At 70.0% G+C, this 14,146-nt stretch carries 14 protein-coding genes, 1 other RNA gene and 1 pseudogene; 12 read left to right on the plus strand and 4 right to left on the minus strand.

Annotated features, from left to right (window positions below):
• Positions 1–344 (minus strand): annotated as a pseudogene (locus AB0M02_RS45945) (hypothetical protein); the annotation flags it as partial.
• 63 nt (positions 345–407) lie between these two features.
• Complete coding sequence (locus AB0M02_RS45950; RefSeq protein WP_364238848.1) at positions 408–950, minus strand: DUF402 domain-containing protein; 543 nt, start codon at positions 948–950, stop codon at positions 408–410.
• 176 nt (positions 951–1,126) lie between these two features.
• Between AB0M02_RS45950 and AB0M02_RS45955 the strand changes: the two genes are divergently transcribed.
• On the plus strand, positions 1,127–1,969 hold the full coding sequence (locus AB0M02_RS45955; protein WP_364238849.1) for a hypothetical protein: 843 nt from the start codon (positions 1,127–1,129) through the stop codon (positions 1,967–1,969).
• Positions 1,970–2,057: 88 nt separating this feature from the next.
• Here AB0M02_RS45955 and AB0M02_RS45960 read toward each other — a convergent pair whose 3' ends face one another.
• A complete protein-coding gene (locus tag AB0M02_RS45960) occupies positions 2,058–2,693 on the minus strand; it encodes a bifunctional DNA primase/polymerase (protein WP_364238850.1) in 636 nt (211 codons plus the stop codon).
• Positions 2,694–2,916: 223 nt separating this feature from the next.
• Here AB0M02_RS45960 and AB0M02_RS45965 point away from each other — a divergent pair, with 223 nt between their 5' ends.
• The 10 genes from AB0M02_RS45965 (at position 2,917) to AB0M02_RS46010 (ending at position 12,050) form a co-directional block, all read left to right on the plus strand.
• A complete protein-coding gene (locus AB0M02_RS45965) occupies positions 2,917–4,143 on the plus strand; it encodes a helix-turn-helix domain-containing protein (RefSeq protein ID WP_364238851.1) in 1,227 nt (408 codons plus the stop codon).
• Positions 4,144–4,189: 46 nt separating this feature from the next.
• Complete coding sequence (locus AB0M02_RS45970; RefSeq protein ID WP_364238852.1) at positions 4,190–4,780, plus strand: flavoprotein; 591 nt, start codon at positions 4,190–4,192, stop codon at positions 4,778–4,780.
• Positions 4,781–4,799: 19 nt separating this feature from the next.
• A complete protein-coding gene (locus tag AB0M02_RS45975; protein WP_364238853.1) occupies positions 4,800–5,639 on the plus strand; it encodes a Nif3-like dinuclear metal center hexameric protein in 840 nt (279 codons plus the stop codon).
• Positions 5,636–6,370, plus strand: coding sequence for a C4-type zinc ribbon domain-containing protein (locus AB0M02_RS45980; protein ID WP_364238854.1), 735 nt, complete (start codon positions 5,636–5,638; stop codon positions 6,368–6,370). The genes AB0M02_RS45975 and AB0M02_RS45980 overlap by 4 nt, the downstream gene beginning before the upstream one ends.
• Entirely contained in the window at positions 6,367–7,467 is a 1,101-nt protein-coding gene (locus AB0M02_RS45985) for a bifunctional RNase H/acid phosphatase (RefSeq protein ID WP_364238855.1), read from the plus strand. Before AB0M02_RS45980 ends, AB0M02_RS45985 begins: the two co-directional genes overlap by 4 nt.
• An 80-nt stretch (positions 7,468–7,547) precedes the next feature.
• Entirely contained in the window at positions 7,548–8,834 is a 1,287-nt protein-coding gene (locus tag AB0M02_RS45990) for a glycoside hydrolase family 18 protein (protein ID WP_364238856.1), read from the plus strand.
• Positions 8,835–8,992: 158 nt separating this feature from the next.
• Positions 8,993–9,208 carry a DUF3311 domain-containing protein gene (locus AB0M02_RS45995; protein WP_364238857.1) on the plus strand — a complete coding sequence of 72 codons (216 nt, stop codon included), beginning with the start codon at positions 8,993–8,995 and terminating at the stop codon, positions 9,206–9,208.
• Positions 9,205–10,851, plus strand: coding sequence for a monocarboxylate uptake permease MctP (gene mctP, locus AB0M02_RS46000; protein ID WP_364238858.1), 1,647 nt, complete (start codon positions 9,205–9,207; stop codon positions 10,849–10,851). Before AB0M02_RS45995 ends, mctP begins: the two co-directional genes overlap by 4 nt.
• A 188-nt stretch (positions 10,852–11,039) precedes the next feature.
• Complete coding sequence (locus tag AB0M02_RS46005) at positions 11,040–11,750, plus strand: hypothetical protein (protein ID WP_364238859.1); 711 nt, start codon at positions 11,040–11,042, stop codon at positions 11,748–11,750.
• A 9-nt stretch (positions 11,751–11,759) separates the two neighbouring features.
• A complete protein-coding gene (locus AB0M02_RS46010) occupies positions 11,760–12,050 on the plus strand; it encodes a GNAT family N-acetyltransferase (protein ID WP_364238860.1) in 291 nt (96 codons plus the stop codon).
• A gap of 282 nt (positions 12,051–12,332) precedes the next feature.
• Here AB0M02_RS46010 and rnpB read toward each other — a convergent pair.
• Positions 12,333–12,744, minus strand: an RNA gene (rnpB, locus tag AB0M02_RS46015) — RNase P RNA component class A.
• Positions 12,745–13,268: 524 nt separating this feature from the next.
• On the opposite strand from rnpB, the gene AB0M02_RS46020 reads away from it, so the two are divergent.
• Entirely contained in the window at positions 13,269–14,036 is a 768-nt protein-coding gene (locus AB0M02_RS46020) for a sulfite exporter TauE/SafE family protein (protein WP_364238861.1), read from the plus strand.
• Positions 14,037–14,146 lie beyond the last annotated feature (110 nt).

The following is a 14,146-nucleotide window of genomic DNA, read 5'->3' on the forward strand; positions in this document are numbered from 1 at the left end:
CGCTCCGAGTCCGAGGCCGCGGTCAGGTTCCACTCGATGCCGGCGCTGCCGAACAGGGCCGTGGCCAGGCGGAACCCGAGAGCCGAGACGCGGCCTGGCTGGCGGGTCATGGCGATCAGGCCGGCGAGCGTGGAGCTGAGGACGTCGGTGAGGGCGGGTAGGTCGGCGGGGGAGATGCCGCCGCTGATCTCGCTCACGACCTGGCCGTCGCCGTCGCTGCTCACGATGCACAGGTCGAGGCGGCGGTCGTCGGTCGGGAAGACCGTGACCTGGTATTCCGTCTCGCCGAGCAGGAGTCGGCGGTCGAGGGTGATGGGTGCGCTCAGGAGGGTTGTGGTGTTCATGGGGTGACTTTAGGGATGGCCTCTGACAGTTTTGGGCGGTGGCGGGAGGCGGCCCGGGGGGCGTCAGGGCCGGCGGCGGCGCCGGACGGGTGCCGCGGTGGCGGCCAGGCGGCTCATCCAGGTGCGGTAGTGGCCGGCGAACGGCTCGGTGTCGCCGGCGAGGGCCCGGTGCAGGTCGCGTGCGGCGCCGGTGGCCCGGGTCACCACCTCGTCGGGGTATCCGAAGCGGTGGCGGTGCCGTTCGAACTCGTCCTCGTCGTCGATCACCACCCGGCCGTCGGAGCGGAAGCGGATCAGGTCGAGGTCCAGGTCGATCACGGTGAACTCGTGGCCGTTGCGCTCCGCCGGGGTGGTGACGTCGCAGTAGATCTCGGAGCGGCTGGGCTCGGCCAGGAACATCGCCATCCACCAGCCCTCGTGCGGCAGCAGGCGCACCGCGTCCTGGCGTGTCTTCTCGATCCGGCGCAGACCGTAGCTGAAGTGGACCCGGGTGCCGCGCGGTGTGCCGATCCACGTGCCGAACTCGTCGGTGCCGAGCAGCCGGCCGGTGACCCGGCGGTGGGGGCGGCCGTCGTACTTGCGCAACACCAGATCGACCGTCTCCACGGAGCCGAGATTAACGGCAACCGGTGTGCACCGGGGCGGTCGCTCAACTCGGGGTTCCCGGAACCGATCCCCATGGCACCGGCGGGGAGAACCCGCGGGCGGGCGGGTCCGGCCGGTTTCCCCTTGGCGGCCGGGCCCGCCCGGAGACCGGGGCCGGCGCGCGACGGAGGACAGCCGTGAACACGGAACTGCACATCGGCGTCGACACCGAGAAGGTCGTCGTTTCCGCGTACCCTCTGAAGGCCCGAAGCGGACGTCTTCGCCGGACCCGGACCGGAACGCTGCTGGAAGCCGTGCCGCGGCCGCCCTCGGGGCGCAGCCACGAGCAGAGGGTGACCTTCACCGCCCGGCTCGCGCTGCCGCTGCTGCTGGTCTCCGCGGTGCTCGGCGCCGCCGGGGTGAACTGGTGGCTGCTCGCCGCCGGAAGCACCGCTCTCGTCGCGCAGGCCTGGCGGATGCAGGCCCGTGCCGCCCGGACCGCCGCCCTCGCCGTGCCGCGGGACGAGGAGTCGCGGGTGCTGTGGACCGCGCCCGAGCGCGCCGCCTTCGAGGGTGCCCTGATCGCCTCCCGCCGGGTACGCGCCACCTGGCCCGCCCTGACCGGCATGATCGACCCCGTCCTGGCCGACCGGTCGCTCACCCGTGCCCTCGGTGAGCTCGGCGAGGTCCTGGCCCGGCGGCAGGAGTTGCGCCGGCTGCGCACCGAGCTCGCCGGTGTCCGCGACGCCGACATCCCCGCCGACAGCCCGGCCCGGATCGCCGTGGACGAGCAGTGGGTGCTCGCCGAGCGGCTCTGGCACCAGGAGGACGCCGCCGCGAACCGGATCCTGGGCAGCATCGACGCCGCGGCCCGCGCGGGCGAGAGCTTCATCCGGGAGCGCCGGGTGGCCGCCACCGCCCGGTACGCCGAACGCGCCCTCGCCCGCGTGACCGGCGCGCCGGCCGGCATCGAGAGTGGCCCCGAGCTGGCCGGACGCACCGAGGCCGTGATCGCCGCCTATCGCGACCTGGCCGCGTGAACAGTCACCTGTTCGGGTGACTACCGCCGCGTCGGAGGGCGGTTTACCGTTGACCCATGACAGCTGTTCCAGCGCCTACTGTCGGCGCTCACGCCGCCCGACGCGACGTGGACAGCTGCCGGGGTACGGACAGTGGGCACGCCGGGGCGACGGCTCCGGCGAACAGCTGCTGCACGGTACCGGCGTCCGGTAGTCGCCAGCCGGTTTCGTCCGGCGTCACCGCCCACCGCACCGGGCCCTCGGGCATCCGGCTCGGCGGCGCGGGGACCCACGAGCCGGTACCGTGCAGTACCACGTCCAGGCGGCGGTCCAGTTCGGGCCGCAACGGGAGCCCGGGCCGCACCAGGAACATCCAGCGACCGTCGGCGGTGACCGCCGCGGGCCCGATGCCGGGCGCGCGACGGGCCAGCGCCGAGGGCACCTCCAGCACGTCGAAGCTCTCACCGGTGGTGAGCAGGACGGCGTGTGGGCGGTGTCGCCACCAGCCCAGAATCCGGGCGGGGTCGCCGGTGGCCGACTCCGCCCAGGTCTCCAGGGCGGGGTGGCATCCGGTGATCGGGCATCCCGGACGTCCGCAGTGGAACCTGCGGCCGGACAGATAAGCGCCCGGCGTCACCATCCAGCCGTGCGCGGCATAACGGAGCGCCGCTCGGCGCAGTCGGGCTCGATCGAGCCGATCGAGGACCGACGGTGGGACGAACGGCTGACGACTGGTCCACTGCATAGCTGGAACACCCCCGAATCGGGTGGGACGGCCGTATCCCGGTGCGACGTTCGTCGTTGGCTCGGTCAGATCCACCCTTTGCAACTTGCAGGAAAAACTACGAGCATCGGTGAGCAGGCGATCACACACGCTGTGCGATCTGCGCGCACGTGAGCGGTCCACACTGCGAGTGAAACCGGATGGCTCACCGGCGGAGGAGCCGCCGGTTGAGTGGGGAGGCACCGTGGACGAGCTGCCTATCGGCCGCCGCGTCGCCTATTGGCGGGGCCGACGCAAAATGTCCCAGCAGGTGTTCGCTGACCGGCTGGGTAAATCGAAGAGCTGGGTCGACAAGGTGGAGCGGGGAGTCCGCCGGCTCGACAAGTTCTCAGTGGTGTACGACATCGCGGACGTGCTTCAGGTCGATGTCCAGTTGTTGCTGGGCAAGGAGGTGGAGCGGAAACCGGAGACGCAGAACTGCATCGACCAAGTGGAGGTCGAGGAGATTCGTGCTGCTCTGGAGCGATATGACCAGATGAGCGCCTTCTTCCAGGCGGTGCCACATTCGCCACCGCTTCCCGAGATGCGCAAAGCGGTCAGCCATGCCTGGTTGACGTATCAGCATGCGAAGTACGGAGTACTCGCCCGGGCACTGCCGAAACTGCTGCGTGACGCGCAGGCGGCGGACAGCGCCCACGCCACCAGTGACGAGGCCCCGCACGCCGCGCACCTGCTCGGGCAGGTCTACCAGATCGCCTCGTCGGCGCTCCGGAAGGTCGGTGAGCACGAGCTGTCCTGGCTGGCCGCGGACCGATCGATTGCGGTCTCGCAGCGGGCCGGCGATCAGCTGCTGGCCGGCCTGGCGAGTTACCGGGTGGGCAGCGCGCTGCTCGCGCTCGGCCGGGTCCGGCCGTCGCTCGAGGTGAACGTCAACATCGCGAACCGGCTCGCGCCCGGCCCCGAGCGGCCGCGCCCGGACCAGCTCTCGGTGTACGGCATGCTGCTGCTCAACGGCGCCATGTCGGCCGCCCGGATCGGCGACAGCGCGACCGTCCGCGACCTGCTCTGCGGTGCCGACCAGGCCGCGCTGGAGCTGGGTGGCGACTTCAACCACTACTGGACCAGCTTCGGGCCGACCAACGTGCAGCTGCACCGCTGCGCGACAGCGGTCGAGCTCGGTGACGGCCGGCTGGCGGTGGAGACGCACGAGAACATGGACAAGAACGGGTTCAGCGCCATGCTCCCGGAGCGGCGTGCCCACCACTATCTGGACATCGCCCGCGGTTACACGCAGATCGGCGACGTGGAGAAGGCCGGCGAGATGCTGCTCGAGGGCGACCGGCTCGCCCCGTCCGAGATCCGCTGCCGGCCGCTCGCCCACGAGGTCCTTTCCGACGTGCTCCGGCGGACCCGGGGCGCGCCCCCGGCCCCGATAGCGGAGCTGGCTGAACAGATGGGAGTCGGCGTATGAGGGTGGCCTTCAGTCCGGTTTCGGGCGGGGGGCGGGGGGTCTGCGCGTGATTACCGGTAACCCCTCACCCGGTGTGCTGTACGTGCTCGTGTGCGGCTCACCGATGGCCCGGGACGTCGGGATCCTGGTCACTCTCGCCCAGAACGAGGGCTGGGAGGTCTGCGTGGTCACGACACCGGACGGCCGCAAGTTCGTCGATGTGGCGGCCCTGCAGACCCAGACCGGGCATCCGGTCCGGTCCACGTACAAGAGCCCCGGCGACCCCGACGTGCTGCCGCCGGCCGACGCGATGATCGTCGCGCCGGCCACGGTGAACACGGTCAACAAGTGGGCCGCCGGGATCACCGACACCCTGGTGCTCGGCCTGCTGGTCGAGGGGTACGGCTACGGCGTGCCGACCGCCGTCGTGCCGTACACCAACAAGGTGATGGCCCTGCACCCCGCGCTGCACGAGAGTCTCGCCAAGCTGCGGGACTGGGGCGTGCACGTGCTGTACGGCGAGGACGTCTGCCGGCTCGGCGGCCCCGGTCAGACCGACCGGTTCCGCGGACAGTTCCCCTGGCGGCGCGCCCTGCAAGCGGTCAGCCCGGTCAAGAAGCCGGCCGGCAGCCGAGTCGAGCCTGGAGCGGTTTCCTAGGCATATAGAGTTTGCGGTCGTGAAAGACTGCACCGTCCGCGACGTGGTGGATGCCCTGGATGCGCGCTATCCGCGCTCCTGGGCGGAGTCCTGGGACCGGGTCGGGTTGGTGCTCGGCGAGTTCGAGTCTCCGGTCTCCCGCGTCCTCTGCGTCGTCGACTGCGTCCCGGAGACCGTCGACCAGGCGATCGCGGTGCGGGCGGATCTGATCATCGCGCACCATCCGTTGCTGCTGAAGCCGGTGTCGTCGATCGCCCCGGACACGTTCAAGGGGCGGATCATCCACCGGCTGATCAGGGCCGGGGTCGGGCTGTACACCGCGCACACCAACGCCGACACGGCGAACCCGGGCGTGTCCGACGCGCTCGCCGCCCGCCTCGACCTGGCCGAGTTGCGCCCGCTGGTGCCCGCCGAGGGCGCGGCCGCGGGGGAGGGCCGTGGGCTGGGCCGGATCGGTGAGCTGGCCGTGCCGCTCACCCTGGAGCAGTTCGCCGCGTTCGCAGCCCGGCGCCTGCCCGCCACCGCCGCCGGGGTGCGCGCCGCCGGCGATCCGGCGAGGCTCATTCGTACGGTGGCCGTCTGCGGTGGTGCCGGTGACTCCTTCCTGGCAGTCGCCGCCAAGGCCGGTGTCGACGCGTACCTCTGTGCCGATCTGCGGCACCACCCGGTGAGCGAGCACCTCGCGGATGGTGGCCCGGCGCTGCTCGACGTCGCACACTGGGCGAGCGAACGCCCCTGGCTCGACGACGTGGCGGTCTGGCTGCGTGCCGCTTTCCCCGTCGACGTGGTCGTGTCCGACCTGGACACCGACCCCTGGACCGTCCATTCCGCTTCTGAGGAGAAGGAGACCCACCCGTGAAGGCCGCCCCGGAAGCCCAGCGCCGCCTGCTCGACCTGCAGGCCGTCGACACCGCACTCGCCCAGCTCGCGCACCGCCGCAAGACGCTGCCCGAGCTCGCCGAGATCGACGCCGCCGCGCGCGAGGTCTCCGCGCTCGAGGACGAGCGGGTCCGTGCCCAGGTCGCGGTCGACGACCTGGACCGGGACATCTCCCGGTACGAGAAGGACATCGAGCAGGTCCGCACCCGCAAGGAACGTGATCAGCAGCGGCTGAACTCGGGTGGCGCGCTCAAGGAGATCGAGGGCCTGGAGCACGAGCTGGCCACCCTCAACCGGCGGCAGTCCGAGCTGGAGGACGCCGAGCTGGAGCTGATGGAGCAGCGGGAGACCGCAGCGGCGGCACTGGCCGAGGTGCAGGGGCGGCTCACGGCCGCTTCTGATCGGCGTACGGATGCCGAGCGCCGCCGCGACGAGAGCCTGTCCGAGCTCGCCAAGGAGCACGAGTTCAAGACGGCCGCACGGGTGCCGCTCGCCGCCGACCTGCCCGCCGAGCTGGTCACCCTCTACGACAAGATCCGCGCCGAGTCGGGGATGGGCGCGGCGCTGGTCCGGGCCGGCCGGTGCGGTGCCTGCCGGATCGAGCTGTACGGCGCGGACCTGGCCCGGGTGAAGGCGGCGCCCGCTGACGAGGTGGTCCGCTGCGAGGAGTGCCGCCGGATCATGGTGCGCACCGCGGAGTCCGGGCTGTGAGCCTGCGCGTCGTCGTCGAGGCGGACGGTGGTTCCCGGGGCAACCCGGGCCCGGCCGGTTACGGCGCGGTGGTGCGTGAGCAGGCCACCGGCGAGGTGCTCCTGGAGCGTTACGAGGCGATCGGCGTCACCACCAACAACGTCGCGGAGTACTCGGGGCTGATCGCGGGTCTGCGCGCCGCGGCCGAGCTGAACGCCGACCGGGTCGACGTCCGGATGGACTCCAAGCTGGTCATCGAGCAGATGTCCGGCCGCTGGCAGATCAAGAACCCGGGTCTGCGCCCGCTCGCTGCCGAGGCCGCCGCGCTGGTCGGCAAGTTCGCCGAGGTCACCTTCGACTGGATCCCCCGGGAGCGGAACCGGGCGGCGGACGCGCTCGCCAACCGCGCGATGGACGAGGCAGCGGGCAAGAAGGTCCCGGATGTGACGGCCGCGGAGAGCGCGAGCAAGCCGCGGTCGTGGGCGCCTCCCTCGCTGGAGAACGCCACCCGGATCATCCTGGTCCGGCACGGTGCCACGCCGCTGACCGCTCAGGGCCGTTACTCCGGGCGCGGTGACGTGCCGCTCACCGACGAGGGCGAGGCACAGGCGATGGCCGCGGCCGGGCGGGTGTCCGGCATCTGCCGCGACGTCGCGGCCGTCTTGAGTTCACCTCTTTCCCGGTGTACGCGTACAGCCGAGCTGATCGCGGCGGAGGTGGGTGGCGTGCCCGTGACGGTGATGGACGATCTGATCGAGTGCGATTTCGGCGCCTGGGAGGCTCGGACCTTCGCCGAGGTGCAGGAGCAGTGGCCGGATGAGATGCAGGCCTGGCTGGAGTCGACCGCTGTCGCTCCGCCCGGTGGGGAGTCGTTCCAGGCGGTGGCGAAACGGGTGCGCGGCGCGATGGCAACCGTGCTTTCCGCGTACCCTGGAAAGACCGTGGTCCTGGTCTCCCACGTCTCCCCGATCAAGCTGATTCTGCGCGACGCGCTCGCGGCGGGCGACGCTTTCCTGCACCGCCTCTTCCTGGACGCCGCAGGCGTCTCCACGATGGACGTCTGGCCGGACGGCAACATCGCGGTGCGCTCGGTCAACGAGACCGCCCATCTTCGATAGTTCGATATTGACCCTGCAGGGCGTGACGTTTAGCTTCCTCGATTAGGAAACTTTCTTCAACGTTTCGCCCTGGAGGGCTCATGCGCGGTTTATCCCGCCGCCTCGTCGCCGTGGCGGCCGCCGCCGCGGCCGTCGTGGCTGCCGCACCGACTCCCGCACAGGCACATTCGAGCGACGATTACCTCAAGGTCGCCTATTTCACCCAGTGGGGCATCTACGGCCGCGACTTCCAACTGGCCGACGTTCAGCAGTCCGGTGCGGCTGCCAAGCTGACCCACATCAACTACGCGTTCGGGCCGGTCACCGCGGCCGGGATCTGTGACTCGGCCGATCCATGGGCCGACTGGCAGACGCCGTTCTCCGCGGAGAACAGCGTGGACGGTGTCGCCGACGTGGCCGGGCAGCCCATCTCCGGCAACCTGAACCAGCTCGCCGAGCTCAAGAAGAAGAACCCGAAGCTCAAGGCGCTGATCTCGCTGGGCGGCTGGACGGGTTCGGCGTACTTCTCGGACGCGGTCCTCACCGACGCCTCCCGCAAGAAGCTCGTCTCGTCCTGCATCGACCTCTGGATCAAGGGCAACCTGCCGGGCCTGCCCGCGGGCACCGCGGCCGGCGTCTTCGACGGCATCGACCTGGACTGGGAGTGGCCGGGCTCGTCCGGCAACGCCGGCAACGTGATCCGCCCCGAGGACAAGCAGAACTTCACGCTGCTCCTCAAGGAGTTCCGCAGCCAGCTGGACGCGGCCGGTCGCGCGGCCAAGAAGAAGTACCAGCTCACCGCGTTCGTCCCGGCGGCGCCGGCGAAGATCGACGCGGGCTTCGAGGTCAACAAGATCTTCAAGTACCTCGACTTCGCGACGGTGCAGGGTTACGACTTCCACGGCACGTGGGAGGCGGTGGCCAACCAGCAGTCGGCGCTGCGGGTGCCGGCGGGTGCGCCGGACAACCCGGACTTCTCGGTGGAGAACACGATCAACGCGTGGGTGGCCGGCGGTGCGCCCAAGCGGAAGCTGATGCTCGGCATCCCGTACTACGGGCAGGGCTGGACCGGCGTCACCGGCGGGCGTAACGGCCTGTTCGGCGCCGCCACCGGGCCGGCGCCGAGCGTCTTCGGCGGCGGGACCGAGGACTACAAGCGGCTCAAGGAGCTGACCTCGCAGGGCTACACCGTCCACCGTGACCTGCGGAACGGGCACGCCTGGCTGTACGACGGGACGACCTTCTGGACGTACGACGACCCGGCCGTGGTGCTGCAGAAGTCGCTCTACATCCGGCTCAAGGGTCTCGGCGGGGCGATGATGTGGTCGCTCGACGGCGACGACACCAACGCGTCGCTGACCAAGGCGATCTCGGCGGGCCTGCGGTAACTGCTTTGGGGCGCCTCTTCGGGGGCGCCCCTCTTTCTATTGATCTCGGTCCATTCAGCGCATGGCCTCGCCCGTTCGGCGCATTGGGTATCGCCCGATCTACCGATGTCTCGTTAGCGTGATGTAAGCCACACGCAACGCTGACATAGGGAGGGTTCATGGCTGAGCCGGAAACTCCACGCTCCGATAGAAGTCCCTGGAACTGGCTGCTGCTGATCCCCATCGTGGTGCCGCTGCTGACTTTCCTCTACAACCACGACGAGCCGCGCCTGGGCGGGTTCCCCGTCTTCTACTGGCTCCAGCTCGCCTTCATCCTGCTCGGCGTCGGTACCACAACCGTCGTCTACCAGATGACGAAGCGGGGTAGGCGATGAGCGAGCACATTACCGAGATCGTCATCTTCACGGTCCTGTTCCTGCTGGTCAGCGGGATGGGCTTCGTGGCAGCACGGTGGCGGCGGCCCGACGACATGGGGCATCTCGACGAGTGGGGGCTGGGCGGGCGCAGCTTCGGCGGCTGGATCACCTGGTTCCTCGTGGGTGGCGACCTGTACACGGCGTACACCTTCGTCGCCGTACCCGCGCTGATCTTCGGGGCCGGCGCGGCCGGGTTCTTCGCGGTGCCGTACACCGTGGTGATCTACCCGCTCTTCTTCCTGATCCTGATCCGGCTCTGGTCGGTGTCACACCGGCACGGCTTCGTTACGCCGGCCGACTTCGTGCGCACCCGGTTCGACTCGCCGACGCTCGCGCTGCTGGTGGCGATCACCGGGATCGTGGCGACGATGCCGTACATCGCGCTCCAGCTGATCGGCATCGAAGCGGTGCTCAAGACGATGGGTGTGACGGGGGAGAGCGCCTTCGCGCGGCACCTGCCGATCATCATCGCGTTCGCGATCCTGGCGGCGTACACGTACCAGTCCGGGCTGCGGGCGCCGGCACTCATCGCGTTCGTCAAGGACACGCTGATCTACATCGTGATCCTGGTGGCGGTGCTGTGGCTCCCGTACAAATTGGGGGGTTGGAATTCGATCTTCGACGCCGCCGACGCGAAGTTCCAGGCCTCAGCGGCGCCGGGCGACGGGATCCTGCTGAACGCCAACAATCAGGTGCAGTACTTCACGCTGGCACTGGGGTCGGCGCTGGCCCTGTTCCTGTACCCGCACAGCATCACCGGCGTGCTGGCCAGCAAGAACCGGGACGTCATCAAGCGGAACATGTCGGCGCTCCCGGCGTACAGTCTGCTGCTCGGCCTGATCGCTCTGCTCGGCTACATGGCCATCGCGGCGGGGGTGAAGCCGCTGCCCGGCGCCAACCCCGGCTCGGTGGACAACAACACCGTGGTGCCGCTCCTGTTCGACCAGCAGTTCCCGTCCTGGTTCGCCGGGGTCGCCTTCGCCGCCATCGGCATCGGCGCCCTGGTCCCCGCCGCGATCATGTCGATCGCCGCGGCGAACCTGTTCACCCGCAACATCTACAAGGAGTTCCTGCGCAAGGACGCCACACACGCCCAGGAGGCCAACGTCGCCAAGATCACCTCTCTGGTGGTCAAGGTCGGCGCGGTGGCGTGCATCGTCTTCCTCGACCCGCAGTTCTCCATCGACCTCCAGCTCATCGGCGGCGTGATCATCCTGCAGACGGCGCCGGCCGTGGTGGTCGGTCTCTACACCCGGTGGCTACACCGGGGAGCGCTGATCGCCGGATGGGCGGCCGGTATGAGCCTCGGCTTCTGGATGCTCTGGCAGATCCCGAACGCGGCCACCGGCCGGGCACACTTCGGCGGATCGGCGTTCCCGCTGTCGGAGTTCGGCTTCGACACCAAGAAGACGATCTACGTCGGTTTCGTGACGGTCCTGGTGAACTTCCTTGTTGCCATCCTGGTGACTCTGGCGCTGCGGGCGGCGAAGAGCCCGGAGGGCGTCGACGGCACCCAGCCGGACGACTACTTCGCCGACGAGGGTGATCCGCGGATCGAGCGTGAGCGGGACACGACGGTGAACAGCGTGTCGTCGACCTAGGTTTGCTTGCTTGCTCGCTTTGCTTGCTTGCTTGATCGTGAGGGCGGCGCCGGCCGGATCCAGAGGGCCGGCGCCGCCGGTTTGTCATGAAATCGGAGTGGCACTCGCGTCCCATCCGGTAGCGTTCGTCTCTGACGTCGCCTTTGTCGCTCCCGACGCGGCGTTTTGACGTCCCCCGGAGGAGCCGCGTGCCCACTCAGCCGACTCTCACGCAGCAGTTCGCGACCGAATACGCCAAGGGTGCGGTGCCCGGCATGCTCCGCGCGATCCGGACGATCAAACGGGCAAACAGTCTGATCCTGATCGGTGCGCTGGCTGCCAGCTACCTGCACCAGGCGCACTATCTGTCGACGCTCGGCGCCGGGATGTTCGCGTGGATCGTGCCGGCCGTCTTCGACCTCGCCATGCTCTCGATGCTCACGATCACCCAGACGACCGGCATGGCCGCGGACGCCAAACGAGCCGCCATGAAGATCCTTTCGGTAGTCGTGATCATCTCGGCCGCGGTGAACTTCGCGGCACCGGGACCACTCGGCCTGCGCATCATCTTCGCGCTGGTGGTAGGCCTGGTCGCGGGCGTGGAATGGGTGGCGGCCAAGATCCGGCCGGACTTCGCGGCGATCGAGGCGCGCGAGGTCGCGGTGATCACCGAGGTGCGGCGGCCCGGTCGCAAGCTCGATCCGGAGGTGGCGCGGGCGCGGGCGGCGAAGGCGGCGCAGACGCGCCAGGCCAACCAGGAGGCCCGGGAAGCGGCGGAATCGGCCCGTGCGGAGGCGTCCCGGTTGCGGGCGGCCAAGGCCGCGGAGCGAGCGAGGGTACGCGCGGAGCGTTCCGAATTCGATCAGCTCGTGGGTGGTGGTCCTGTGGCGGTGGGAGCGCATCGGGCGCACGGTGGTTGAATCGTGGGGGTGAGCTTCTCCGTTGTTGACGTGCCTGAGCGGGAACGTTTCGAGGCGCGGGATCCAGAGGGTGTGGTCGCCGGAGTCGTGACCTACCAGCTGACCGGAAATATCGTGGTTTATACGCATTCTTCGTTCGAAGAGTCTGCGGTGGGGGCGGTTCTCGCCCGCGCGGTGATGGACGACGCCCGTGCCAAGGGCCGCACCGTGGTCCCGATGTGCCCCTTACTGAGCGACTGGCTCGACAAACACCCGGAATACGAAAAACTGGTAGCCCGCACCACCCGCCGGGTCCGCTAGCCGCCCCAGCCTCTCTGCCGGGTTCGCTGCTCGATTCGGGTCGCGCTTACGCGCCGGGTCCGCCGGCCGTTTGCGGCGGCGCCTCTGCGCCGCGTCCGCTGTTCGATTCGGGTCGCGTTCACACGCCGGGTCCGCCAGTTGATTGCGGCCGCCCCCTCCGCCGCGTTCGCTGCTCGATTCGGGTCGCGTTCACACGCCGGGTCCGCCAGCCGTTTGCGGCCGCGCCCCCCGCCACCGATCCGGGCATTTCGGCCGCCGTAGGTGGTCGTGGCCTTGGGGCGGCGGACGAGTCGGCCTGTACGCCGGATTCTGTGGCCGGTGACCTGTGGGTCGCCGGTGGCGGCCATCCATCTCGGCCTGCCGTCGCCGGCAGGCTCATGCGGCCTACCCGCAGGCTCGGGCGAGCAGCCCTCGAACGCCTGCGCCGGCCACGGCCTTGCGGCTGTGGCCTTACTTGGCCTTGCTCCGGGTGGGGTTTACCGAGCCACCCCGGTCACCCGGGGTGCTGGTGAGCTCTTACCTCACCGTTTCACCCTTACCGGCGCCGCACCGTGGTGCGTGCCGGCGGTCTGTTTTCTGTGGCACTGTCCCGCGGGTCACCCCGGGTTGCCGTTAACAACCACCCTGCTCTGCGGAGTCCGGACGTTCCTCGGCGATGCCACTGGGACACCGACGCGGCCGCCCAGCCGACTCGTCCGTCGCGCCGCCATCCTACGTCTCCACCCCACACCCACCCGCCGCGGGCGCTCCCACCCCGATCTTGACCACCGCCGCCGCCCCTGACTGGCTCAACAGCCCACCTTCCCGCGAGCCGGGCCGCCCCTTCGGAGATCTTGGGCGTTCTGGCCGGGCGGGGGCGGCTCTGGAGCCCGATGTCTGGGGCGGTGGTGATGGGTGGCCGGTGGCGGGTGGCGAGCTGTTTGGAGATCTTGGGCGTGCCTGCCGTGCGGGGGGCGGCACGGCGGCCCAACTACGGGCGACGAGCGGCGGCTCGGCGGCCCAAGATCTGCAGGCGGTGAGCGGCGGCTCGGCGGCCCAAGATCTGCGGGCGGCCGGGCGGCCGGCGGCCGGGCGGGCGGTGGGCGGCGGCTCGGCTGGCGGCCTCGACCTCCTGCTCGACTTGTACCGCGCGGCGTCGGCCGGCTCGCTTGGTGGCCCAAGACCTGCGGGCGAGGGGCGGCGGCGGTGGGTGGTGGGAGGACGTAGATTCACGGGACGATGGATATCGCGCATGTGGTTCTGCTGGTGGGGGCGGGTGTGGCCGCCGGCGCCGTCAACGCGATCGCCGGCGGTGGGTCGCTCATCACCTTCCCGACGTTGATCGCTACGGGGCTGCCGTCCGTCGAGGCGAACGTCACCAACTCCGTCTCGGTCTTTCCGGGCTATGTCTCCAGCGTCGTCGGCAGCCGAGCCGACCTGGCCGGCCAGGGGTACCGGGTGCGTGCGACCGTCGTCACCGCCGCGGCCGGGACTGCCGCCGGGTGCGCGCTGCTCCTTCTCACCCCCGCGCGGGCGTTCGAGGTCGTGGTGCCGTTCCTGGTACTCGGTGCCGCCCTCACCCTCGCGTTCCAGGAACGACTGCGCGCACTGGTCGGCCACCCGCGCGCGATGTCACCCCGCCGGGCGGCGATCACCCTGCACGCCGTCGTGTTCACCGGTGCGGTCTACGGTGGCTACTTCGGGGCCGCGCTCGGTGTCATGTACGTCGCGGCTCTCGCGCTGATCATCGACGAGCCGCTCAAGCGGATCAACGCGCTGAAGAACGTGCTCTCGGCCGCCGTCGGGTTCGTCACCCTGGTCGTTTTCGCGATCTTCGCGCGGGTCGACTGGGCTGCGGCGCTCACGCTCGCGCCTGCCACGATCATAGGAGGGTACGCGGGCGCGCGCCTCGCCCGCCGCATGCCCGCGCGGGTTCTGCGGTACGTCATCGTCTCCTTCGGAACAGCGATCAGCCTCCTCCTGTTCTACCGCGCCTTCCTGAGCTGACCCATCCGCGAAAGTGCGCACTCGCGGAGCACCCCACGACGAAACCGCGCAGAAGTGGACGACCAAACGGCGGAAACGCGCAGAAGTGGACTGGCTCGACGGCGGAAACG

Origin of the sequence: Actinoplanes sp. NPDC051861 (genome assembly GCF_040681145.1) — a bacterium.
Taxonomy (GTDB): domain Bacteria; phylum Actinomycetota; class Actinomycetes; order Mycobacteriales; family Micromonosporaceae; genus Actinoplanes.

Excerpts from the sequence above, each read along its gene's own strand:
- AB0M02_RS45990 (WP_364238856.1), top strand. The coding sequence starts at position 7,548 with ATGCGCGGTTTATCCCGCCGCCTCGTCGCCGTGGCGGCCGCCGCCGCG.
- mctP (WP_364238858.1), top strand. The coding sequence starts at position 9,205 with ATGAGCGAGCACATTACCGAGATCGTCATCTTCACGGTCCTGTTCCTG.
- AB0M02_RS45995 (WP_364238857.1), top strand. The coding sequence starts at position 8,993 with ATGGCTGAGCCGGAAACTCCACGCTCCGATAGAAGTCCCTGGAACTGG.
- AB0M02_RS45960 (WP_364238850.1), bottom strand. The coding sequence starts at position 2,693 with ATGCAGTGGACCAGTCGTCAGCCGTTCGTCCCACCGTCGGTCCTCGAT.
- AB0M02_RS46020 (WP_364238861.1), top strand. The coding sequence starts at position 13,269 with ATGGATATCGCGCATGTGGTTCTGCTGGTGGGGGCGGGTGTGGCCGCC.